General features: G+C 59.5%; 17 protein-coding genes. 7 read left to right on the plus strand and 10 right to left on the minus strand.

Features of this window, described 5'->3' with window-relative positions; all coding sequences use genetic code 11:
• Window positions 1-341: 341 nt before the first annotated feature.
• Genes ACVENA_RS19525 through ACVENA_RS19535 form a run of 3 tightly spaced genes read right to left on the minus strand, consistent with a single transcriptional unit; the run spans window position 342 to window position 3,982 of the window.
• Window positions 342-2,255, minus strand: a complete 1,914-nt coding sequence (locus ACVENA_RS19525) for a glycoside hydrolase family 2 protein (protein WP_449326725.1) — start codon at window positions 2,253-2,255, stop codon at window positions 342-344.
• On the minus strand, window positions 2,249-2,938 hold the full coding sequence (locus tag ACVENA_RS19530; protein ID WP_449326726.1) for a GDSL-type esterase/lipase family protein: 690 nt from the start codon (window positions 2,936-2,938) through the stop codon (window positions 2,249-2,251). The genes ACVENA_RS19525 and ACVENA_RS19530 overlap by 7 nt, the downstream gene beginning before the upstream one ends.
• 18 nt (window positions 2,939-2,956) lie before the next feature.
• Entirely contained in the window at window positions 2,957-3,982 is a 1,026-nt protein-coding gene (locus tag ACVENA_RS19535; RefSeq protein WP_449326727.1) for a cupin-like domain-containing protein, read from the minus strand.
• Window positions 3,983-4,070: 88 nt separating this feature from the next.
• Between ACVENA_RS19535 and ACVENA_RS19540 the strand changes: the two genes are divergently transcribed.
• Entirely contained in the window at window positions 4,071-4,976 is a 906-nt protein-coding gene (locus ACVENA_RS19540) for an endonuclease/exonuclease/phosphatase family protein (RefSeq protein WP_449326728.1), read from the plus strand.
• A 10-nt stretch (window positions 4,977-4,986) separates the two neighbouring features.
• On the opposite strand, the gene ACVENA_RS19545 is transcribed toward ACVENA_RS19540, so the two are convergent.
• The 6 genes from ACVENA_RS19545 to ACVENA_RS19570 form a co-directional block, all read right to left on the minus strand.
• The gene (locus ACVENA_RS19545) at window positions 4,987-6,267 is read right to left on the minus strand and encodes a sugar MFS transporter (protein ID WP_449326729.1); all 1,281 of its coding nucleotides are present in this window, start codon (window positions 6,265-6,267) and stop codon (window positions 4,987-4,989) included.
• A gap of 10 nt (window positions 6,268-6,277) precedes the next feature.
• On the minus strand, window positions 6,278-7,594 hold the full coding sequence (locus tag ACVENA_RS19550; RefSeq protein ID WP_449326730.1) for a glycoside hydrolase family 30 protein: 1,317 nt from the start codon (window positions 7,592-7,594) through the stop codon (window positions 6,278-6,280).
• Between the two features lie 149 nt (window positions 7,595-7,743).
• Window positions 7,744-9,255 (minus strand): tryptophan halogenase family protein, encoded by a 1,512-nt coding sequence (locus tag ACVENA_RS19555; protein ID WP_449326731.1) that lies wholly within the window; start codon window positions 9,253-9,255, stop codon window positions 7,744-7,746.
• Between the two features lie 18 nt (window positions 9,256-9,273).
• On the minus strand, window positions 9,274-11,268 hold the full coding sequence (locus ACVENA_RS19560; RefSeq protein WP_449326732.1) for a glycoside hydrolase family 3 protein: 1,995 nt from the start codon (window positions 11,266-11,268) through the stop codon (window positions 9,274-9,276).
• 157 nt (window positions 11,269-11,425) lie between these two features.
• Window positions 11,426-14,350 (minus strand): TonB-dependent receptor, encoded by a 2,925-nt coding sequence (locus tag ACVENA_RS19565; protein ID WP_449326733.1) that lies wholly within the window; start codon window positions 14,348-14,350, stop codon window positions 11,426-11,428.
• A 163-nt stretch (window positions 14,351-14,513) separates the two neighbouring features.
• On the minus strand, window positions 14,514-15,572 hold the full coding sequence (locus tag ACVENA_RS19570) for a LacI family DNA-binding transcriptional regulator (RefSeq protein ID WP_449326734.1): 1,059 nt from the start codon (window positions 15,570-15,572) through the stop codon (window positions 14,514-14,516).
• 136 nt (window positions 15,573-15,708) lie between these two features.
• Here ACVENA_RS19570 and ACVENA_RS19575 point away from each other — a divergent pair, with 136 nt between their 5' ends.
• From ACVENA_RS19575 to ACVENA_RS19595, 5 genes are all read left to right on the plus strand, one after another.
• A complete protein-coding gene (locus ACVENA_RS19575) occupies window positions 15,709-16,713 on the plus strand; it encodes a cupin-like domain-containing protein (protein ID WP_449326735.1) in 1,005 nt (334 codons plus the stop codon).
• Between the two features lie 306 nt (window positions 16,714-17,019).
• Window positions 17,020-17,376, plus strand: a complete 357-nt coding sequence (gene tnpA, locus ACVENA_RS19580; protein ID WP_052182212.1) for an IS66-like element accessory protein TnpA — start codon at window positions 17,020-17,022, stop codon at window positions 17,374-17,376.
• Window positions 17,373-17,720, plus strand: coding sequence for an IS66 family insertion sequence element accessory protein TnpB (gene tnpB, locus ACVENA_RS19585; protein WP_006963110.1), 348 nt, complete (start codon window positions 17,373-17,375; stop codon window positions 17,718-17,720). The genes tnpA and tnpB overlap by 4 nt, the downstream gene beginning before the upstream one ends.
• Window positions 17,721-17,782: 62 nt before the next feature.
• The gene (gene tnpC, locus ACVENA_RS19590) at window positions 17,783-19,315 is read left to right on the plus strand and encodes an IS66 family transposase (RefSeq protein WP_449326736.1); all 1,533 of its coding nucleotides are present in this window, start codon (window positions 17,783-17,785) and stop codon (window positions 19,313-19,315) included.
• Complete coding sequence (locus ACVENA_RS19595) at window positions 19,312-19,923, plus strand: plasmid pRiA4b ORF-3 family protein (RefSeq protein WP_037513771.1); 612 nt, start codon at window positions 19,312-19,314, stop codon at window positions 19,921-19,923. Before tnpC ends, ACVENA_RS19595 begins: the two co-directional genes overlap by 4 nt.
• 152 nt (window positions 19,924-20,075) lie before the next feature.
• Here the strand turns inward: ACVENA_RS19595 and ACVENA_RS19600 are convergent, their stop codons facing one another.
• On the minus strand, window positions 20,076-21,101 hold the full coding sequence (locus tag ACVENA_RS19600) for an IS110 family transposase (RefSeq protein WP_449325887.1): 1,026 nt from the start codon (window positions 21,099-21,101) through the stop codon (window positions 20,076-20,078).
• 161 nt (window positions 21,102-21,262) lie between these two features.
• Between ACVENA_RS19600 and ACVENA_RS19605 the strand changes: the two genes are divergently transcribed.
• Window positions 21,263-22,846, plus strand: coding sequence for an ISL3 family transposase (locus ACVENA_RS19605; protein WP_449326737.1), 1,584 nt, complete (start codon window positions 21,263-21,265; stop codon window positions 22,844-22,846).
• Window positions 22,847-22,879: the final 33 nt, after the last annotated feature.

Raw genomic sequence — 22,879 nt, forward strand, 5'->3', positions numbered from 1 at the left:
TCGAGCAATTGACGAACACCCAAGACCGCATCTTGCCATCCGCGCAATGGGTCTGGCCTGCATCCGACGTGCAATCCTGCCGGGCGAATGGTCAAAACAAGCCATGTGACGCGGTTACTAATTTGACAGTTGCTGGAGATATTGCGTCACTTGGCTACAGGATGCCCTATCTCGAAGTGTATGGAGCGGATGTCGGAAACCCGGAGCTGGGTGATGCGCTAGCGCGACTTGCGGCGCAGATGCCTCCTGCCAATTAGGAGCGCGGCATGGCAACCGTTGTTGCGCCTTGGCGATATCGCCGAACAGCGCGGGCAAGGCTCTTGCGACGCCGGAATTGAACGTCACCGGCATCTGCCTTCCGGATCGCTCTCAAGGCTAAAACACTCCTGCTGCTTGATACGATACCATTGTGCCAGGACTTCGAAGGCCAGCTTTCGTTCACCTGTCTCGCTGACCAAGCCCTTGCGGTTCCACCCGTCCTGGACGCCCGGGAGCTGCCGTCGGGGTGAACGGAAGTCTTTCAATATCCAGGGCGACATGCCTGCCAAGCTTGGAATTTCGTCTGCCATGGCAAGCGTGGCACGATAATAATCTGCCTGATAATCCTCGGTGAACTTGGCAGGAGACGAGCCAAGTTCTCGCAGGCCGAATTTTGCCCCCGCGCCGAATTCGGAGAACAGGAACGGTTTGTTCTCCGGCAGATCCCAAAGGAGAGAGCCGATATCTTCAAGTCGATCCGAGCCATACCAACCGAAATAGGTGTTCACAGCCAGAATATCGACTGCCTCGGCGAGTGGATCGGTAATCGTCACCACTTGCGTTTCCGCTCGTTGTTCACGCCCCGTCAGAAGCGCTGCGGTCACCAGCCTGTCAGGATCGAGCTGGCGAACGTCGTTTGCCAGTTGGGTCATGAACTCGTTGCGTGCCTCGCTGACCGGTGTTTCATTGCCAACACTCCACATGGCGATTGCTGCGCGGTTGCGATCGCGCAGGATCATTTCGGCGAGCATCCGGCGGGCTTTCTCGAGCACTTGCGGGTCGTCGAACGCGATCCGCCAATACACCGGGATCTCACTCCATACGATTAGTCCGAGCCGATCGGCCGCCCGCAGCATGGCCTCACCATGCGGATAATGCGCCAGCCTCACGAAATTTGCGTTAAGACCTTCCTTGGCCAAGCCCAGAAGTTGTTCCGCCTCGGCGTGAGAAACAATGCGACTGGGATTTTTCCCGAATTCCTCTTCGTGGAGGCTTATGCCGCGCAGGAAAATCGGTCGATCATTGAGCAAGATCTCGCTGCCTCGCAGTGTAACTGTCCTAAAGCCGACAGTGTCATGCCAGCGATCCTCGCCTGCAGATAATTCGACGCGGTAAAGTCTCGGCCGTTCAGGTGACCAGCGTACCAGCCGCTTGGGCGACGCAAAACGGAACGACACCTTCCCGTTGGCGTCCGCAACACCGGTCTGGATGATCCCCAGTTCGGGAATTGCCAATCGAACGGACAAATTTGCTCTGTCCTCGCCATTAAGCCGAACATTCGCAGCGATAGTTCCGTCAGCTGCCATCCGCACCCAGGCATCGTCTACGAAGGTACCCGGAACGGTATGGAGCCGCACGTCACGGGTGATCCCGCCATAGGTTTCCCAATCCGTGACGGGCGGTGGCACATCCTTATCGCTGCGATTTGAATCGGCGGCGACGACGAGGCGATTGCCCTTCTCGCGAAGAAGGCCCGTGACCTCAAAGGCAAACGGCGTAAACCCGCCTTCATGTGTCCCGAGCCGGGTGCCATTGAGCCAGACTTCGGCCGCGTAATTGACCGCGCCAAAGCGCAGGAATGTCCGCTTTCCAGGATCGAGGATCGTATCGAAGCGGCGCTGGTACCAGACCAGGCCTTGGTATTGGCGCATCTGTGTTGAGTGGGTTAGCCACGACGACGGTAGGGTGGCGACCGGGGCAGCGTCCATGTCGTACTCGTAAAGCGCCAACGGAGCGGCGGCACGGACACTCGCCACATCCGTGTCATCGAAGCGCCGATGCCCCTCGCCGACATCGCCGCCATGGAACCCGGCTTGGCCGTCGCGATAGGGATCGATTGACCAGGTCCATTGGCCTGAAAGATCCTGACTCTCGCGCAGATCAGCTGCAGAAAGGACTGGGCCAATAGGCATGACCTGGGCCGACGTGGGCAATGCAAGCAGATTCGCTGCCAATGCCAGCAGCAGTCGCACCAAGCGCATTTTGCCGATCAGCATCCCGGTGCTCGGCTCGTTTTGGCACGCCTGAACGCGTTGCTAATCTGCTCGCGCCACAATTTATAACCCGAGGATCTCATGTGCAGCCCATCCGAAATGAACAGGGATGGGTCGGGCTTTCCCTCTTTCAGCATGGCCGAAACGATATCCACGTAGACGAGGTCGTCACGCTCCTGGGCCATCTGCTCGATCATGCGATTGAGCTCCGACTGGCTCGCATACTGATTCCACCGGGCAAGCGACGGCTTGGCAGAGACGTAGAACACCGGGGTCGGGCCCAAGGCCGCGGTCTTGCTTTCCATGAACTTCGTGAATTCGGCTAACACGGCTTCGGGCGACTTGCCGGCATCGATGTCGTTCTCACCAGCGTAGAATGCGATGCGCTGCGGCCGATAGCGCCCTACCACTTGATCGAACCGATAGTTGATGTCGGAGATCTGCGAACCTCCGAAGCCGCGCTTGAGTATCCGCAGTTTGCGGAAATCATTCTTCATGTCGAACCAGAAGCGAAAGCTGGAACTGCCAACAAACAGCGTTTCGCACCCATGAGGTGGGTAGACCTCGTCCTCCACGTTGAAGACGTGAATTTCCTCACCGAATGGCGCTTCCTGCGCTTCCAGCGCTGCCGGAGGGAGCAGGCAAGCGGCAAGAAACCCGAGCGAAAGTGCAATTGTCCGTTTCATTTCAAGACTCCGGTCTTTCTAGGCGAACGGGCCGGTCTTGCCCGCCCCGTCGTTACAAAGATTGTGAATCAGGTGACGCTTGAGTTCCTCGATCCTGGCTGGCGTTGCCGAATCGAGTACACCACGGATGTCCGACGGCAGGTGTTCGCCTGCGGGACCGTTAAACTCGAAGACATAGTGGTCGAACATGGCCTTCCAGGCACGGCGCTGGTCACGCGGGAGCTCACGCAAGGCGATCACGCCGTGCAATAGTGCATCCCACGGCGACCCAAGGTCCTGCCGCGCCGCGTCCCACCAATAGTTCACCAGGATATTGACTGGTTCGAGCGCGGCAACGTGGTGATACCATTGGTAAGGAATATAGAGCACATCGCCGGGCGAAAGCTCTGCAACCTGAGCCTGGGCCAGGGCGGACGAAAACCGCGGGAAGCGCTCGTGATCGGGCTCGGAGACATGGACCATGCTGATCGGCGTCCCTCCAGGTGTGAGCTCAAAGGGACCCATGTATAGGTCACCGATTGCTTCAGGAGGGAAAAGGGTGAACCGGCGCCGCCCTGCGACGACGCATGCTATGTTCTCCAGCTCGTCGTTATGGGTCGCAACCTCGGCCCGATTACAGATCCACATTCGCGGGAGGACGGATGGCGGCAGAAGCGGCATCGGATGGACCGCGACAAAGCCGGGAACGCAAAGGTGGACAGGGAGGCCCTGTGCCGCCAGCGCCCGAGGGTGCGAAGCATTCGCTTCCTCGGCCAAAAGCTGGAGGAATTGCCGGAGCGTGGTTTCTTGGCGAGTGAAGTTCAGCTCTCGCACGTCGCGCGTGTAATGGAAGCGTCCCTGCTCCGAGGGATCGGCCACTGAATATGTGAGCGGAGCGCCGGAGGCGTTGGCTGCGAGTTGCGACAGAAGTTCGTCCGTACCGCCGATCGCAGCCTTGACGATCGGCCAGCCCGCAACCAGGCCGCGAATCACGACCGGTTCACCTTTCTCCCGAAAGGACGAGAGATTGGCTTCCGCCGCCTCGACAACAAGCACTTCCTTCACGCCTATCACGCTCCTTGTCCGCAGAATTACACTTTGACGGGAAAATTGGAAGCGCTACCAATTTCTCAAGCAACCTGTGAGAACGACCATGAAAATCTGGAGCAAGTCACGCCTTACGCTGCTACTTCTCCTTGTTGCGGCTTGGACCACGCCTGCCCGCGCTGGTGAAGATCGCTGTGCTGCACCGATCCTGGCAATGACCTATAACATCAGGCTTGATACGGCGGCCGATGGACAGAATAGCTGGCCCCATCGTCGTAATTTCCTGATCAGCCAGATAGAGATGCTCCGACCCGCACTGCTAGGCATGCAGGAAGTCCTGCCCAATCAGCGTGCGGACCTTCAGTCAGCATTGACCGGATATGCGTTCGTAGGGGGCGGACGCGATGACGGCAAGCTGGCCGGCGAAGCATCGCCGATCGCCATCGACCGACGAGTATTCCGGATCGAAAACAGCGGTACTTTCTGGCTTTCACCAACCCCTTCGATCCCTTCCACCGGATGGGATGCTGCGTACCCGCGTATCGTGACATGGGCGCGGCTCCGTTACCGGCGGAGCAAAACCCGCGTACTTGTCGTCAACACCCACTGGGACCATGTGGGGCGAGAGGCACGCACCGAGAGCGGGCAACAATTGGCTCGCTGGCTGCAGGATACCCGTAGCGGCAACGACGCCGTAATCATGCTTGGCGACTTCAACACGGATTCCGACGATCCAGCTGTTGCCGACATGCTCCAACTCACAGGCCTCAGGTCAGCCCAGGAGGCTGCAAGCTCAACAAGTGCAGCCGAGCAACCTTCGACCTTCAATCGTTTCGAGGCTCAACCTCCGGCTGGTCAGGTCATCGATCACATTTTCGTCAGCGAGAGAGTCGCGGTTTGGCGGAGCATGGTCATTGCCCAGCACCTCAATGGCCGCGTTCCCTCCGACCACTTTCCGTTCGCCGCGCTGCTCAAGCTTCCGTCCAAGCAGCGGGGGAAAGGATGCAGCTAGGCTCCCTGCCTTAGTGGGCTACCGGCACCACTTCTTCGCCGGAACTTTGAACACGAGCCCGCACAGCTAGGACAGCGAAAACTGCGATGACGGCATAGGCTGCCATTGGAATGAAGAAGGACGTCGACAGGCTGGCGCTGTCGGCCATATGCCCGACGGCATAGGGCAAAACTGCGCCGCCGACGATGGCTACGCATAGCAAGCCCGACGTCGAAGCCTGAGAAACCCCAGCCCGCTCCAGCGTGATCGTGAAGATTGTCGGGAACATGATGGAATTGAACAGCCCCACGGCAAGTGCCGCGTAGCCAGCCAAGGGTCCGGACGAGACGGCGACGACAAGGCAAAGTGTCATAGCAACACTTGCGGCAATACCAAGCAAGACGGGCGCCCGCACGATGGTCAACAGGTACGAACCAATGAAACGTCCAATCAGGGCACCCATCCAGTAGATGTTCGCAAGATAGAAGCCTGCAACTTCCAGAGGCAGCCCCATGATGTCGGACTGATTGAGGAAATTGATCATGATGCTGCCAATCGACACCTCGGCACCTACATAGAGGCCAATTGCGAGCGCACCGAACAACGCCCACCTCGAACGCAGCGCATGCAGCACAGAGCCTCCCGGAGCCTGACCGAAGTCCAGCGCGGCCTTGGTAATCCGTTCGCGCGAGAACCAGATGAACACCATCAGCCCGACAAGCATCGCCGCAATCAGGAGGAATGCGTGGGATACGGCTTGAAGCGCGATCACGCGTTCGGCCGGATCGGTGATTGGAGCATGACCAGCCTTGAGGACGTCCTCACCGAGCATGATGCGCGATCCGAAGTTCACCCCCAGAACCACGCCGAGTGAATTGAAAGCCTGCGCAAAGGTCAGGCGGAAATGGCTGCTTTCCGGTGGGCCGAGCGCAGCGGCCAGAGGGTTTGCCGCGACCTGCAAGGTCGTGATTCCCGCTCCAAGGATGAACAGCGCAGCCAGAATCAAGGTATAATCCTGAACGCGAACGATAAACTGCACCAGCAAACAGCCGGCAATCATCGTCGCCAGCGCGACGAGGATAGAGCGCAATGAGCCCAGTTTGGCGAGCAGGGCGGCAGCGGGAAACGACATAAAGCCGTAGGCGGCGAAAAAGACCAGCTGGGTAAGCAAGGCTTCGGTATAATTGAGGCTGAAGCTAGCCTTCAGCGACGCGATCAGCGGATCGTTGTTCGAGGTAATGAAGCCCCAGGCAAAGAAAAGTGTCGTTACCGAAACAAACGCCGCTGAAATGCCTGACAAATGCTGCCTCATCGTCTCATCCCTAATTTGCCTCAACGGCGATTACGTAAGTTGCCAATGATCCACGCGGCATGGCAGCGCGATAGGTCTTGCCTGCAACGCTGAAGGAAATTTCTTCCTTGTCGGCGGTGCCGTTGAAGACGATGAGCGAGACCTTGGTGCCATTGTCACCGAGAAAAGCGACTGCTTCCACTCCATTCGTATTGGCGGCGGAGCCTACGCGCCGCGCCTGATCCGGCAGGAAGCGGCTGCCGTGGGCAAAGGCATAATACTCAGGCTCGCGAGTGACAGTGCCGGTCTCGGTATTGATCGTGACCAGACCGCGACAGTTCCCGCAGCCCCCCAGGTGAGGACCGTGGTCCTGATCGAGCGCGAGGTTCCACATTACGACGCCCCTTGCCCAATGCCGGGGCGCGCCAATGACAAGGTTTCGCGCAGACCATTGGAAGGCCGATGTCCAGTCGCCGCTCCAGTCGCCGGCAGAGCATTCCGTGAACCAGGTCTCTTTGTCGGGAAAACTATCGTGAATGGCGGACTGGGCCGACAAGTCTCCGCCATAGCAATGCCAGGCTACCCCATCCACGAATGGCGATGCCTTTGGGTCCGATAGGACCGCTCTGGGACTTTCAGGCTCGTTCCAGTTGTGATCCCAGTCCAGCAAGCGTGTCTGCGGTATCTCTAGGTCCATCAGCGGGCCCAGGTGGTTGCCAATGAACGCGGCGCGCTCGGCAGGCTCGACGCGCATGCCTGGATAGTCCTCAGGCTCGAAATGCGGCTCATTCTGGATTGTCAGCATGTTGACGGGCACACCTGCCGCATCCATTGCCTTGGCATAGCTGACAAGGTACCGGGCGAAGTCATCATAGTGCGCCGGATCAAGTTTGCCTTTGATCAGACTTTGGCTGGTCTTCATCCATGCCGGCGCTGACCAAGGACTGGCGATCACCGTCAGGCGCGGATTGATCGAACGGACTTCGCTGATCGCCGGAATCAGGTTGGCTCTCGCAGGAGCGATGTCGGCCACCGGATCGCCAACGGTGTCGGCGTAGGTGTAATGAGTGAGCGAGAAATCCGAGGCCCCGATCGTGATCCGAGTGATATCCAGTCCCAGTTCCCCACCGGGGCCAAAGATCTCCTGCATCAAGGCCGCGCGATCGGCTGCGTTCATCTTCCGCATCAGCAGCCACGCGGTGGCATCAGTGATGGATGCCCCGTAGCCGGAGAATGGCTGGTATCGCTGGGAAAGGTCAACCAGGACGTCCGCTGACTGACCGGCACTTGGCTGCACCTGGCCTGCGGTGATTGCGGAAAGTCGCTTGGTTCCATCCGCTGTTGTCAACCAACCAGGCACCGACGCCGTAGGCGATGGGCCGGTGCCAGGAGGTGTGCCTGCCGAGCTAGTGGCACCGGAACCGGAACACGCGGTCGCCAGCAGCGCAAGTGCGCCAATCGAAGCACGCATCCCAAAAGCAGGAACACGGAGGGCCATCACATCGCAACCTTTGCATCGCAATATTTCGCGACGAAATCGGCATGTGTCGGCATGACGGCGACGCATTTCCCTATGACATTCTCGATATTTCCGAGGAACTGGACAACCTGCGCCTCGCTTCGGATATCGACGAGCGGGTCATAACCCTTGGGAATGATGCCCTGCCCAAGCATTACCTGAATCCAGCTCTCTTCACTGAAGAGCTCCTCGTCCTCGCGGAAGATCCGCCCGTTGGCGCTGAACAGGTCCATCTTCCGCTGAAGCGTATCGGGGACCTCCATATCGCGGCAATATTTCCAGAATGGCGTATCGTCGCGCTCGGTGGCTTTGTAATGCAGGATGATGAAGTCCCGCACGCGTTCGTATTCGAAGTCGGTCTGCCGGTTGAATTCATCGATGTTTGCCTGGTCGAAACGACCATCGGGCATCAACCGGATCAGGCGAATGAGAGAAGACTGGATCAGGAACAGGCTGGTCGATTCAAGTGGCTCCAGGAACCCGGCGGCCAAACCAAGCGCGAGGCAGTTCTTGTTCCAGATTTTTTCGCGTTTGCCGGTAGTGAAACGAATTCGGTTGGGTTCTGCCAGTTGCTCACCGTCAAGATTGTCGAGTAGGATTCGCTCCGCTTCGGCTTCGTCCATGTACCGGCTGGAGAAGACGTGGCCATTGCCCGTGCGATGCTGCAACGGGATGCGCCATTGCCAGCCGGCTCCATGGGCCGTTGCCATGGTATAGGGCGTGAAATTGTCCGACCGCTTGCACGGAATGGCGATGGCACGGTCACATGGCAACCATTGCGTCCAGTCCTCGAACCCTGTTTTCATGGCCTGCTCAATGATGAGGCCACGAAACCCCGAGCAATCGATGAACAAATCGGCTTCGATCTGCTCGCCACTGTCGAGTATTACGGATTCGACGAAACCATCGGTCGATCTAATCGCAACATCGACAATCTTGCCTTCCTGGCGAATGACGCCGCGATCCTCGGCATAGGTGCGCAGGAACTTTGCGTAGAGCCCGGCATCAAAATGATAGGCATGGGCGATATGGCCGATTGGTGAATCCCCGGCATCGGCACGGGCGGGCATGAACTTGTTCTCGAGCGCGGCGGCGGTGTTGATAGAAAAGTTGGCGAAATCGGAAGCTTCGCCCTTGAGCTTCATCTTTAGCCAGTATTGGTGGCAACGCAGCCAGCCAAGGTCCTGGCCGATGACCCCAAACCCATGGATATAACTGGAGCCGATCCTGTCCCAGTTGTTGAACTGGATGCCCAGTTTGAAGGTGCCTTGGGTCAGGCGCATGAACTGGACCTCGTCCAGTTCGAGCAATTCATTGAACTTCTTGATGGCCGGGATGGTCGCCTCGCCGACGCCAACGGTTCCAATGTCTTCCGACTCAACAAGCTTGATGCGGTAAAGGCCCTGGAACAGGTGCGACAAAAGCGCCGCCGCCATCCACCCCGCCGATCCGCCGCCGACGATCAGAATCGTTCTCAATTCACCTGACATGCCAATTTTCCTCCCCGCTCAATCGGCAAGAGCCGGGCATGTGAGGCGGTTGTCAATCGGAAGAGGCTGTGAATCCCCGTGCTTAGTCGCATCGAGGCCGAATCCACGACTAAACAATTCAGGCTGGCTCGCTGTCTCCGGACAAGGATCGCCTGGCCAGGCAAACGGCAACCTGCCGGTGAAAACTCTTCCCGGCCGCCCGGCCGTTCCCTCGAACAGGACATCGGTTATGCCCCGAGCCTCGGTACCCGGCAGCCAGGCAGCGATGAAGGCGTCGGACAGGTTCATCAGATCGTTGGCATAGACCGGCCGCCCAGAGAACAGCACAGAAACGACAGGCACTCCTTTGCCGGAAATACGCGCCAGGGTCTCGAGTTGGTCCGGATATCGCGCAGTATGACGCAGAGTGGCGGGGTAGACTATGTCTCCCTTCATCTCGGCATAGGGCGCTTCGGCCATAACCATGATCACGGCATCGTACTGGGACAAGTCGACACCGCGCCCGTCCCTGCTGACTTCGACGCTGCCGCCGCCACCCAAAGCTTTGGTCACGGCTGAGAGCATGTCGTCGGCAATGGGATAGTCGGAATCGTCCGTCTCATCACCTTGCCAGGTCAGCGACCAACCACCCATCTGGGCCGTGACCTTGTCGGCGGCTTCACCGACGAGCAGAATCTTGGCGTCGCGCTTCAAAGGCAGCGGCGAGGCCTGACCGTTCTTCAGCAGAACGAGCGACTTGGCCACGGCTTCCCGCGCAGTGGCGCGGGCCACGTCGCTGGCGAGATCCTGTTCAGCCGAAGCATCCAGAAACGGCGCACGTTCCATCAAACCCGTGCGGAACTTGACCCGCAGGATCCGGGTAACGGCATCGTCGATTCTGCTCATCGGGATTATTCCCGCTTCTACATCGGCAACGGTCTCATCGATGAATTTCTCCCAATCGTCGGGAACCATGATCATGTCGATCCCGGCATTGATAGCCTGAGGGCAATGGGTACGTGTGCAGCCGTCAACCTGCTCGATCGCGTTCCAATCGGACACGACGAAACCGTCAAAGCCCAATTTGCCCTTCAGCACATCGGTTATCAGTTCGCGATTTCCATGCATCTTGCCGTGGGCGACACCAGCACCGGTGTCATTCCAGCTACTGTAGGAGATCATCACATTCTGGACGCCCGCATCGAGTGCGCCAAAATACCCAGGGGCGTGCGTGCGGATCAATTCGTCCCGGCTCGCACGGGTTTCGCCCTGATCCTTACCTAGCCAGGTTCCACCGTCGCCGATGAAATGCTTCGCCGAAGCGATTGTGGTATCGGTGCCGACGAGGTCGCCCTGCATGCTGGTGACGAACGACTTTGCGTAGGACCGAACTAGCTCCGGATCCGATGAATATCCTTCGTAGGTTCGTCCCCATCGCGGGTTCTGGACCACTGCCAGAGTCGGTGCGAATACCCAGGTGATCCCCGTTGCTCGCACCTGCTTGGCGGTCAGATGGGCTATGCGCCCGACAAGCTCTGGATCATGAGCTGCACCGAGACCGATATTGTGAGGAAACTGAGTTGCGCCAAACACATTGTTATGGCCGTGAACCGCATCTGTCCCCCAGATGATCGGCACCTTGACCGACATATCGGTGGACATCGATGCATCGTAAAAGCTCCGCGAAAGCGCGACCCAGTCGCCCGCTGTTGAACGCATGTTTCCTCCGGGCCAGGCACCGCCACCGTTGAGGACAGAGCCCAGATAGTGCTTGCGCACTTGCTCGGGAGTGACCGAGCGAATGTCGGCCTGCGTCATCTGGCCGATCTTCTGACGCAAGCTCATCCCGGCAACGATCGCAGCAATGCGCTGTTCTGTTTGCGGATCAGTCGAATGTGGCGCGACGATCTGCGGCCATTCAGCAGGTGCCGCAGCGTGTGGCTCGAGTGATTGCGGGCCGGTCGCACAAGCCCCAAGCCCCGCCACAAGTGCTACGCCTGAAAGGAAATGGAGTCTGGAAAGCTTACTGAGCACCGCGGCCCTCCTTTAGCGCAGGCAGCCCGGCTTCTCGATAGGACGACCCGCCAATTCTGATAGGCACCGGAATCTCTTCGGAACCAGCTCTGATCTTGCTCACCTCAAAGCGGTGAGATGGGGGCCGGCCGGGAGAGAGGACCGGCCCCCAATTTCGCTAGAAGCGATAGTTGACCCCAAACAGGATCTGTCGGCCGTACTCCTCATATGTTTCGGGCAGGAAGCCGCCATCCGCAGTTCGCGTACCACCCCCGTCGGTGCCGATACGGGTGCGATAGGCGGAGTCCGTCAGGTTGTTGACCTGCAAGAGTATGCCCAGACCTTCAAGCGACGATCCTTCCTGGAAGGTATAGCCGATCTGCGCCGACACATCCTTGTCCGCGAGAATTTCCGTCACCCCGCGTGTGGCGAACAGCTGCGTAACTTCGCCCTTGAATGCCGAACGATAGCGGTAGGCTGCTCGCGCCTGGAAACCGTCCTTCTCGAAGTAACCGGTGATGGTGTAGACGGTGCCCGACAGACCAGGAATTCTGGTCGCCTGGCGCACTGTTTCATCGGTACTCGCAGTCGGCCGAAGGTTGGATTCGGTGTAGGAATAACTTCCGATTACGCCAAATCCTTCAAGTACGCTGGTGAGCTTGCCGAAACCAAGGGCACCGCTGATTTCGATACCCTTGATCGATCCCCCTTCGCCGTTCGCAGGCTGGTTGATCTGACCCAGCGGACTGACCGGAACACCAGGCGGCAAACCGTTGGGCTGCGTGGGCGTCTGCAATGAAGTCGGCGGGATCGGCAAGCCGGTGAAGTCGAACACCTGACGCTGCGTATAGATGTAGCTGTCCAGTTTCTTGTAGAAGCCAGCAATACTGATGTAGCTGGTCCGGTCGATGTACCATTCGTAGGCCAAATCGACTGCCTTCGCCCGCCAAGGCTCGAGCAGGGCATTGCCTCCGGTTGCAGACCACAGCCCGGTTCGCTCAACACCCACGACGCATGGCGTCGGGACCTGCGCGGTCGGAGTACACGGGTTGCGAGGGAAGCTGGGAATGAAGCTGGCACGCATTTCATCCATACGTGGCCGCGCCATGACTTCAGCCGCCGCAAGCCGCAGGCGATGGCCACCACCGAGTTCATAAATAACATTCAGGCTCGGCAGTATGTCCCAATACTGTTTGCTCACCGAGACAGGCGTCACAACGCGAGGCGTCAGAGTCGCATTGATTGCGCTACCGTCCGACTGCTGGCGTTGCTCGATCGCCTGAACGCCGATATTGCCGCGCAGATTACCTGAATTGAACGTTGCCTTTGCACGCAGGGTGAGGACTTCCTCGTCGATCTCCCACGCCTTGTCGAAGGTGTTGTTGTCCGTGAACACACGGCGATCATAATAGGTTGGGATTGCGGTCCGCAGATCTACGGCAAGAATATTGCCAAAGCCCGCGAAGTCGAGCGACGTTGGCTCGACCAGATGATCGGCTCCAACAAGTGTCTGTAGCCTATTATTCTTGAGGAAAAGGTCGAACTCATCAACATACTTGCTTTTGGTGCGCTTGGTGAAGTTCACACCGACGTCGAATTGCTCGAAGAAACCGTCGAGTTCGTACTCGAAGCCTAGGTCGAGGGCGAAAACGTCCTCCTTGACGTGCGGCTCCTTGGTCGCGCCGTCGTGGCCCCAGCCGCCCCAAGGCGCACGGTCGCCCAGCGAGACTTGCGATGCATCACCGTAGTCGAGCCCCTCGCTGTAGGTAGGAAACCCGCCATCGAGCATATCGGAAATATCCCAGCCGATATTGTCGAAGACACGGTTGCCGTTGTTGACCGTTATCGTGCCGCAACACCCGTAACCGGCATAGGTTTCCGTGATGCTCTCATCGCGCTTGTTGGACGAATAGGACAGATCGCCGATAAAGCGCAGACGATCGGTCATATTGAATTCGGCGTTAAGACCGGCTGAGAACAACTCGTCGTCACGCGTATTGTAATCGTTGCGAAGCTGCGGCGCGACGCCGGTTACGGTTCCGGATACGCCGACCAGCGAGCCACCAACGTCCTGTGTTGTAACATTGGTGAAATTCTGGTTGTCGGCCCAGACGTTCGAAAACCACTGCGCGCCACGCATCACTTCGCGTTGTTTGAATTTCGAATAGTAAAGGTCGGTGGTCAGGTGGACGCTGTCGCTCGGCTCCCATTCGAGGATACCGATCGCCGCCGCGCGCTTGTTGAGCCGCGAATAGGCAAAGATTTCCTGCCCGTTGAGGAACAGTGCGGTATCTGCCGAATCGGGCGAAATCCGATCCCGCCGGCTCTGGTCTCCACCAAAACTTTCATAGGCATAGGCCTTGTAGTGACGGTTCTGCGATGGTGCGTCGAGATAGGCAAAACCAAGTGCCCAGCCGAGGGTCCCCGCGTCGTTCTGATCGATGTAGCTGGCACTTGCGCGATAGCCATAATGGCGAACGTCGTCGTTGAGTTGGCCACCAGAGTTGATTTCGCCCCGCAGATTGAGAGCAATGGCCTGTTTGCCATAGGCGAGCGGACGGACAGTGCGCATATCAGCGGTGCCCGACAGGCCCATCCCCGCGATGCTGGCATCGGGCGTCTTGTAGATCACGACGCTTGAAAGCAATTCGGATGGATACTGGTCGAATTCGACACCGCGGTTATCGCCCGAGCTCGCTTGCTGGCGACCGTTGAGCAACGTGGTCGAAAAGTCGGGAGCCATGCCGCGGATCGAAATGACCTGGGCCCGGCCATTCACTCTCTGCGTAGTGAGACCAGGAAGGCGGGAGATCGCTTCCGCGATCGATACGTCGGGCAATTTGCCGATATCTTCGGCCGACACCGCTTCGACGATCGATATCTCATCACGCTTTGTACTGATCGAGTTGGCAAGACCTGCGCGAATGCCAGTAACGATGATGACATTGCCATCCTCGTCCACCGCAGTTTCCGGAGCGGACTGCTCCTCGGCGTCGGTGTCTTGCGCATGCGCCACCGTTGGCAATGAAACTGCGAGTGCCAAAGCCGATGTAGTGAGACCAAGCCCGAGAATGCGACTCGAAGAGCGAGCGTAAACCTTCATTTTATCCCTCCCAACTCAGGATTTATCCTGATGTTCAATCCCCTAGATGCCGCCGACCTCCTTTTGGTCACCGGCAACCGAGCGCAGTTATGGAAGCGCTTCCAAGCCCGATTGAGAGAAAGCTCGCCGAAAGTCAACGGCAAATTGGAAGCGCTCTCACATATTATCGACCGTCAGTCGATCCGGTGGCCGTGGATTGACGCAGAATCATCTCGAAGGGGACGAACTTTTCGGTTGGCCGATACTCATCCGATCCATTCTCCCCTGCGAATGCGCTCACAAGCAGCTTGACCGCTTTCGCACCCATTTGGCGCAGCGGTTGATGGATGGTCGTCAAAGGGGGCCAGACAATCTGCGAAACCGGAGTATCGTCAAATCCCGTGATGGAAATATCCTCTGGTACATTCAGGCCCAATCGGTGCGCTGTGAACAAGGCGCCGGCAGCCATGTCATCGTTGGCGCAAACCAGGACTGTCGGACGATCCCGCGCATCGAAAAGCTGTGCTGCCAGTTCTGTGCCGGATCGAAAGGTGAAATTCCCTTCGACGACCGCAATCGAGGCATCGGAATGTGATTTACCGTTGAGAGCCTCTCGCAAACCCTCCAGGCGGAGTGCCGCCGATCGGTGCTCGCTTGGACCACCTATGAAGCCAAATCGCCGATGCCCCTGTCGGTAGAGGTAAGCACCGAGCTCTCGCCCGGCTTCCTTGTCGTCTATCCCGACTGATGGCGCGAGGGAACTGGTCTGGGGGCCAGCGGATATAAGAACGAGCGCGACACCGGCTTCACGCAATGCTCCGATCAATTTCCCATCGTCGGAAAATGGCGGCGTCAGGACGATACCGTCGCATCTGCTTTGGCTGGCCAAGGCAACGATTTTTGAAGAGTGGTCATCGACCGATGGATCGAGCGTATGGGCAACCAAACCGAAGCCGAGTTCGGTTGCGGCTCGCATCGCGCCGAGCTCAATCGCAGAGTGATAATAGCTGTTCGGTTCAACTTCGGCGTCAGCAGCAAAAACAATCGCCAAAACGCGGGTGCTTCCACTGGCGAGTTGCCTTGCCTGATGGTTCACCTGGTAACCAAGCTTTGCAACAGCCTTGAGCACCTTTTCGCGGACCCGCTCGCTTGTATTGGGGCTCGAATTGAGGACGCGCGAAACCGTTGCCCGGGCTACACCCGCTTCACGGGCAACATCATCGATTGTTGGCTTTTTGTTCAACTGGTCGCGCTCATCTTGTCGAATGCAATTCCCTTCTGCGACTCTTATCCGACTCGGATAACGCGGCAAGCGTCAATTTTGGAAGCGCTTCCCAAAATGTGATGCAGCATCTATTCCCCGATCGAGGAGCCCGAACATGGCGAGTGACATCAGGGAAGTTGATGCCGAAGCATTAAGAGGTCTGACGAAGCAAGCGTCGGAGGTTCTGGAGCCGGTCGTCGTTCGCGGCCTTGCCAGAGAAACGCCAGTGGTCAGATCCGCCATTCAGAGCGATCAGGCACTGCTCAGTTACCTACGCAATCTTGCTCGTCCGAGCGAGGTGATAGCGCTGCATGCGAAGGAAGATGTTGAAGGAAAGTTCGGTTATTCGGCGGACCTGTCGTCTTTCAACTTCAGGCGGATCCAGACCACCTTTCCGGCATTCCTCGACGCGCTTCGGAACGGGACGCGTCCTCCTGGTGCAGTGGCGGTGCAAGGCATCCAGGCAAACCATGCCGTACCGGGATTCGTGCAAGACAACGCCATTCCCATGTTGCCGCATGGCGGAGAGTATCGCTTGTGGCTCGGCACAGGTGCAGTGGTGGCAACCCACAGCGATCCCGCTCCCAACGTTGCCTATGTTGCCGCCGGAACGCGCCGCTTCACTCTGTTTGCTCCGGAAGAAGTCGGCAATCTGTACATGGGGCCGTTCGATCCTGTGCCAAACGGCACGCAGATTTCACTAGCTGATCCACTTGCTCCCGACCCTGTGCGTTTCCCCAGGTTTTCCGGTGCGCTGGAGCGATCGCAAACTGCGGAACTTCATCCCGGTGATGCAATCTTTATTCCCACGGGCTGGTATCACCATGTTGAAGCCACTTCTCCGCTCAACTTGCTGGTCAATTACTGGTGGCTCGATAAGCAGGGAGCGCCTTCTCCATGGGACGCATTGATGCACGGCTTCATGGCGCTCCGCAGCCTTTCACCGGCCGAGAGAAGGGTTTGGCGCGCGATGTTCGAACACTACATCTTTGAAACGCACGGCGATCCAGCAAGCCACATTCCGCCAAAAGTGAGGGGGATCCTCGCCGATGCCACGCCGCAAATGATCGAGGAAATGAGACGAACTCTGGTTCGCGCGCTATCCAGTCCGCGCGGCTAGTTGCGAAAGAGGACAGCGAGCGAGCTCAGCAACATCACTTTCAATCATGACTGTCAAACGGCCCTTTAATTGCGGGTATCTGTCAAGCCTGCATATTGATCCGAACCGGGGTCATGGTCCTTTTCGAGGTCATGCCTCATGATGATGTCCGGGTCGGATGCCTCAACGGTAACCGTGGTGTGAAGGCCGCCTTGCGGGACGGCGTTCCGGGGTGCTGATAGCCGCTCTTTGCGAGGAGCGGTGATGAGCGAGGATATCGGAGCGGCGGGAGCGAGTGCTCTTGTGACTGGTCATATGAGTGATCGTATGAGCAGTCGGATCGCGGTCGTTGGCGGCCGTCGCCGTTGGTCGGTGGATCAGAAGCTGTCGATCCTGCGCGAGGCATTTGGCCCCGACGGCTCGGTCTCGGCGACATGCCAGCGGCACGCGGTCGGCAGCGGGCTGCTCTATACGTGGCGCCGACAGGCCCTGGCTGGCGATCTGACGGGAGCGAAGCGCACGCCGGCACCCTCGTTCGCCGAGGTGGAGGTGTCCGTTCCGGCCCCGGCAACGGCAGGCAGCGGCCAGATCGGGATCGAGCTGCCGTCAGGCGTGCGGCTCACCGTCGACGCGGCGGTCGATGCCGATGCGCTGGCCCGGGTGATGTCCGTCCTTGCCCGATGATCCCGTTACCGCCGACGACACGGATATATCTGGCCTGCGGCGCCACCGATATGCGCAAGGGGTTCGACGGCCTCGCGGTGCTAGTGCAGCAGGTGCTGGAGAAGAGTCCGCACTCGGGCGCGCTGTTCGCGTTCCGCGGCAAGCGCGGCGATCTGGTCAAGCTGCTCTGGTATGATGGCCAGGGCCTGTGCCTCTTCTCGAAGCGCATGGACCGTGGCCGGTTCGTCTGGCCGATCACCAAGGCGGGCAAGGTCAGCCTCACCGCGGCGCAGCTTTCGATGCTGCTCGAAGGCATCGACTGGCGGCGTCCCGAACGCACCGCGGCACCCTTGCTCGCAGGGTAAAAAGCGGCGGATTATCGTTAGTTTTACTGGCATTGCGGAGCCTGTTTTGCTAGGCATCCGGGGTGTCGGAACCAGCCTCTTCCATCATCGACAAGGACGCCCGGATCGCCGAGCTCGAAGCCGCTCTCGCGGCCCGCGACACGCTGATCGATACCCTCCGTCACCAGCTTGCGCAGCTTCGCCGCATGACCTTCGGCCAGTCGTCGGAGAAGCTCGCGCTGCAGATCGAGCAACTCGAGCTCGCCCTCGAGGAGCTCGAAGGCGAAGCCGAGGTCGCGGATAGCCGTACCGCCGACAGAGCACCCGCCGAGCGACCCTCGCCGGTGCGCGCTCTGCCCGATCATCTGCCGCGCGCCGAACGGCGGATCGAGCCCGAGGCCGGCAACTGCACCTGTCCCGATTGCGGCGGCGCACTGCGCCCGCTTGGCGACGACAGCGACGAGCAGCTCGATATTGCCCCGGTCCAGTGGCGCGTTATCCGCACCGTGCGGCCCAAGTATAGCTGCCGCGCCTGTGAGAAGATCGTCCAGGCACCGGCGCCAGCGAAGGCGATAGCACGCGGTAAGGCGAGCTTTGCCACGCTCGCCCATGTCGTCGTGAACAAGTTCGATCATCATCTCCCGCTTTACCGCCAGGCAGAGATGATGGCAGCGCAGGGTATCGACATCGATCGCTCCACCCTCGCCGGCTGGGCGGGCCAGGCCGCGCATCTGCTCGACCCGATCGTCAGCCGCATCCGCGAAGAAGGGCTGAAGGCCGCCAAGCTGCACACTGACGACACGCCGGTGCCGATGCTCGTGCCCGGCAAGGGCCGCACCGCGCAGGCACGGCTCTGGGCCTATGTCGTCGATGATCGCGCATCGGGCGCCGCAACCCCGGCACTCGCCTGGTATCGGTTCACCCCTGATCGCAGCGGCATCCATCCGCAGAGCGAGCTCAGATCGTTCACCGGCCTTCTCCAGGCCGACGGCTATGCCGGATATGAGAAGCTCTATGAAGGCAACCGCATCCGCGAGGTCGCCTGCTGGGCACACTTTCGCCGCAAGATCTTCGAGTGCCACCAGACGAGCCCGACGCCGCTTACCACCGACCTGCTGACACGTATCGCCGGGCTCTACCGGATCGAAGAGGATGTGCGCGGCCAGCCGCCCGATATCCGGCGCCGACAACGACAGGAGCAAGCCAGGCCGCAGATCGATGCGCTTCGCGGCGCGATCGACGACGCCCTGCGTCGTCTGTCGCCCAAGTCGGCGATGGCGAAGGCGCTTGCCTATGGCCGCAAGCGTTGGGATGCGCTCACCCGCTACATCGATGACGGCATCGCGGAGATCGACAACAATATCGCCGAGCGCGCGATCCGCGCCATCGCGATCGGCCGCAAGAACTGGCTGTTCGCCGGATCGAAGGCTGGCGGCGAACGCGCCGCTGCCACCTACTCGGTCATCGAGACAGCCAAGCTCAACGGCGTCGAGCCGCAGGCCTATATCGCCGATGTCATCGAGAAGATCGCATCGGGCTGGCCCGCCTCCCGCTGGGACGAGCTCATGCCGTGGAACTGGACAGCGCAAAGCGCACCCGTCAGCATGGCGGCATGACCGACCAGATCGCACGGATTCGCATAACGCTCGAAGACATGAAGCCCGCCATCTGGCGCCGTGTCGAACTTCCCGTCACCAACAGCCTCAAGACCCTGCACCTCGCGATCCAGGCCTGCATGCTCTTCGAGAACTACCATCTGTTCCAGTTCGACATTGGCGATGCCGCCTATGGCATCCGCTTCGATGATGACGATGCTTTCATGGTCCGCACCCGCGACGCCGCCCATATGCGCATCAACAAGCTCGTCGAGCGCGGCATAACCAGCTTCACCTACACCTATGATTTCGGCGACAACTGGCGACATCGTATCGAGATCGAAGAGATCTCATCCACCATTCCCGGCACCAATTACCCCCGCTTCGTCGATGGCGAACGGCGAGCCCCGCCCGAAGATGTCGGTGGCACACCAGGGTTCGAAGAGTTCCTTGAGGCCATGTCCAAGCCGCGTCATCCCGAACGCAAATCCATGATCGAATGGTATGGCCGACCCTTCGACCCCGCCGATATCAGCCCCGACGAGATCAGCGCACGCATGGCAAAGCTCGCCAAGCGAAGGGCGCAGGGAAAAGCCGCCTACGCCGACGCTAAATCCCGCGACAGCTAATCGATGGCGGTTTCCTGACCACGCTTACCCTCAACGTGCGCAACGCGGTCCTGGAAGTCCGCAGCCGTTTGAACGAGGTCACCGCAACCACCGTCCCGGTGGATCATCACAGGTCTGGCGTCAGGCCTGCAATCTCAGGGTGGGTATGACGGTCAGGCAGGCTGCTTCCCCCACTCGAACTCGGTTCCATCCACCCAGATACAATGAAGGATGATGGCGAGCTTTCGGGCGACCGCGACCTGCGCCTTCTTCATGCCACTTCGCTTCGCAAGCCGCAGCCCCCACGCCTTGAGCGAGCACCACCGCTTGGTTCGATGGAGCAGCACGCTGGCCGCCTCGAACAGATAGGCGCGTAACAACCGGTCGCCCCAGCGCGAGATTTTTCCCGTGACGTCCATTTCACCCGATTGCTTTCGGCGGGGCGTAAGTCCGAGATAAGCGCCAACCTTTGCCGCATTCTGGAAACGGGTTGGATCGTCGATCGTGTGACGATATGTCAGGGCCGTGACGACGCCAATGCCCGGCACGGTCATGAGCCGCCGCGTCGTTTCATCCTCTCGCGCAAGGTCGCGGATTGTTCGGTCGATCTTTTCCAGTTCGCTACAAGTCTGTTGGTGCACGGATAGCAGCGGCCGAAGAATGGGGCCGAGAGCATGGCCATCGGCGATGAGGTCGTTGACCCGCCGTTGGAATTGCCCGCCGGCAGCGCGTGGAAAGAGCAGACCGCATTCCTTCAGCATAGACCGCATCTGGTTTTCGAGGTCGCGCCGGACCCGTACCAATCGGGATCGACACACGAGGATGGATCGCGCGGTCTGGCTTTCTTCACTCTTGACGGCAACCTCCCGATACCAGCCGACCCGGACGAGTTCCGCCAAACCGCGAGCATCATTCTCGTCGCTCTTGTTCATGCGAACGGACAGGGCCGCATGGGCGTGACGCGCATCGATGCAGACCACGGGCAAACCGGTGCGCTTGAGTTCATGCCAGAGCCAACTCGACATGGCGCCCGTCTCGAGGCCGACGCGTTCGGCATTGGGAGCTTTCTTGGCGATGACCGCCGCCAGCACGCCCGGATCGGATTTCACCCGGCCCTGGTGTATGGGCCGTCCTGCCTCATCGACGATGCAAATCGACGTTTCCTTTTGCGATACGTCCAGTCCGACATAGTGCTTCATGGCGATGCTCCTCCGTTACGATGATTTCTCGCATCCTGCAGCTGTCGCGCCCAAATGAGAACAACGGCAGCAATTACGTCATCGTGTTCAAAAGGGGCTCTGACTCACTTTTGGTGCAGGCGGGATGATAATGGCGAGATTTTCCGCAGGAGGATATCGTCATGGGAGACAGCGCGCTTCGCGATGCCATCGCGCCGACAGGACTGGTGATCGAGAAGGTCGAGAACGTCAGAAGTCAGCTCCAGATCACCGCGCGGTCGCTATCTCGGACGTCTATCTGCCCAGGATGTGATCGCCCATCGGCCCGTGTGCATAGTCGATATCACCGCACCCTTGCCGATTTGCCAGCTCATGGCCGTCCGGTTCGGATCAGCCTTGTGGCCCGCCGCTTTCGCTGCGCCACGTCGCGCTGCCGCACACGCATTTTCGTCGAACGTTTTCGAGCAGATGTCGCAGCGACATTTTCCCGGCGTACGGCCCGCCTCGATTCCATCGTGCATCACCTCGGGCTGGCGCTGGGCGGGCGTCCGGCGGCCAGCCTGGCTCGCCGGCTACTAATGCCTGTCAGCAAGGATACATTGCTGCGCACCGTCCGCCGCCGTTTCGACAAGACGCAGGTGAAGCCGACGATCGTCGGCATCGACGACTGGGCATGGAAGCGCGGGCAGCGATATGGAACGATCGTCTGCGATCTGGAACGTCGGCGGGTTATCGACCTTCTTCCTGATCGCAGTGTTTCCACAGTCGAAGCCTGGCTCAAGAAAAGACCGGAGATCACTATTATCGCACGCGATCGCGGTGGCGGTTACCGTCATGCCGCTGCCCGCGCCTTGCCACACGCCAGACAGGTTGCGGATCGTTGGCACTTGATGGAGAATGCCAGCCAGGCATTCCTCGACGCCGTCCGTAAATCCATGCGCGCCATTCGCCACGCGCTGCAGCGGGCTGAACCTGACCCGCACCTTCTCACCCGCGCTGAGCGGCTTCAATATGAAGGCTTCAAGCGGCGTCAGAACGCCGACGACATGATCCGCACGCTGCTCCTGAAGGGCACGTCAATCAAGGCGATCGTTCGCGCAACTGGCTATGCCCGCAAGACTGTGCGGCAAGTTGCGCGCGGCGGACGATCTGATATTTTCCGTACGCGTATCGGCTCTCTCGACCCCTGGCTGGTGACGCTGGACGCTGAATGGCATGGCGGTGGCCACAATGGGGCCGAGCTTTGGCGGCGCCTCAAAGGGCGCGGCTTCCAAGGTGGCTTGCGTGTCGTGACCGAATGGGCGACCCGGCGTCGACGCGACGAAGCTGCGCCCGGTCGCGGGCCACGCGCCGTTCCATCGGCGCGGGTGGTTGCCCGGCTCATGACGGCGGCGCGCGATCAGCTCTCGATATCGGAAGCCAGGCTTGTGACCATGATCGAAGACGCCGTCCCGGCGCTCGTCTCCGTTCGCAATCTTGCCGAGCGTTTCCATCGGATGATCAGGCAACAAACCGACTGCGACCTCGCCACGTGGATCGAAGAAGCCCGCGAAACGCCGTTCCGTTCGTTCGCCAATGGGCTCAGCGACGACTGGGATGCTGTAAGAGCCGCCATCACCGACCCTTGGTCCAACGGACAAACGGAAGGACAAATCACCAAGCTAAAGCTCGTCAAACGGCAAATGTACGGACGCGCAAAGCTCGACCTTCTTCGAGCGCGACTCATGCCACCCTGCGATCAGCCCGCTTATCTGCACCAAAAGTGAGTCAGAGCCCTTTTTGCACGCCGATCACCCCAC

The organism is Sphingopyxis sp. 550A (assembly GCF_053569535.1).

Coding starts and splice junctions, on each gene's coding strand:
- ACVENA_RS19540 (WP_449326728.1), top strand. CDS start 4,071: ATGAAAATCTGGAGCAAGTCACGCCTTACGCTGCTACTTCTCCTTGTT.
- ACVENA_RS19565 (WP_449326733.1), bottom strand. CDS start 14,350: ATGAAGGTTTACGCTCGCTCTTCGAGTCGCATTCTCGGGCTTGGTCTC.
- ACVENA_RS19600 (WP_449325887.1), bottom strand. CDS start 21,101: ATGAAGCACTATGTCGGACTGGACGTATCGCAAAAGGAAACGTCGATT.
- ACVENA_RS19555 (WP_449326731.1), bottom strand. CDS start 9,255: ATGTCAGGTGAATTGAGAACGATTCTGATCGTCGGCGGCGGATCGGCG.
- ACVENA_RS19605 (WP_449326737.1), top strand. CDS start 21,263: ATGGGAGACAGCGCGCTTCGCGATGCCATCGCGCCGACAGGACTGGTG.
- ACVENA_RS19530 (WP_449326726.1), bottom strand. CDS start 2,938: ATGAAACGGACAATTGCACTTTCGCTCGGGTTTCTTGCCGCTTGCCTG.
- ACVENA_RS19595 (WP_037513771.1), top strand. CDS start 19,312: ATGACCGACCAGATCGCACGGATTCGCATAACGCTCGAAGACATGAAG.
- ACVENA_RS19545 (WP_449326729.1), bottom strand. CDS start 6,267: ATGAGGCAGCATTTGTCAGGCATTTCAGCGGCGTTTGTTTCGGTAACG.
- ACVENA_RS19575 (WP_449326735.1), top strand. CDS start 15,709: ATGGCGAGTGACATCAGGGAAGTTGATGCCGAAGCATTAAGAGGTCTG.
- ACVENA_RS19525 (WP_449326725.1), bottom strand. CDS start 2,255: ATGCTGATCGGCAAAATGCGCTTGGTGCGACTGCTGCTGGCATTGGCA.
- tnpB (WP_006963110.1), top strand. CDS start 17,373: ATGATCCCGTTACCGCCGACGACACGGATATATCTGGCCTGCGGCGCC.
- tnpA (WP_052182212.1), top strand. CDS start 17,020: ATGAGCAGTCGGATCGCGGTCGTTGGCGGCCGTCGCCGTTGGTCGGTG.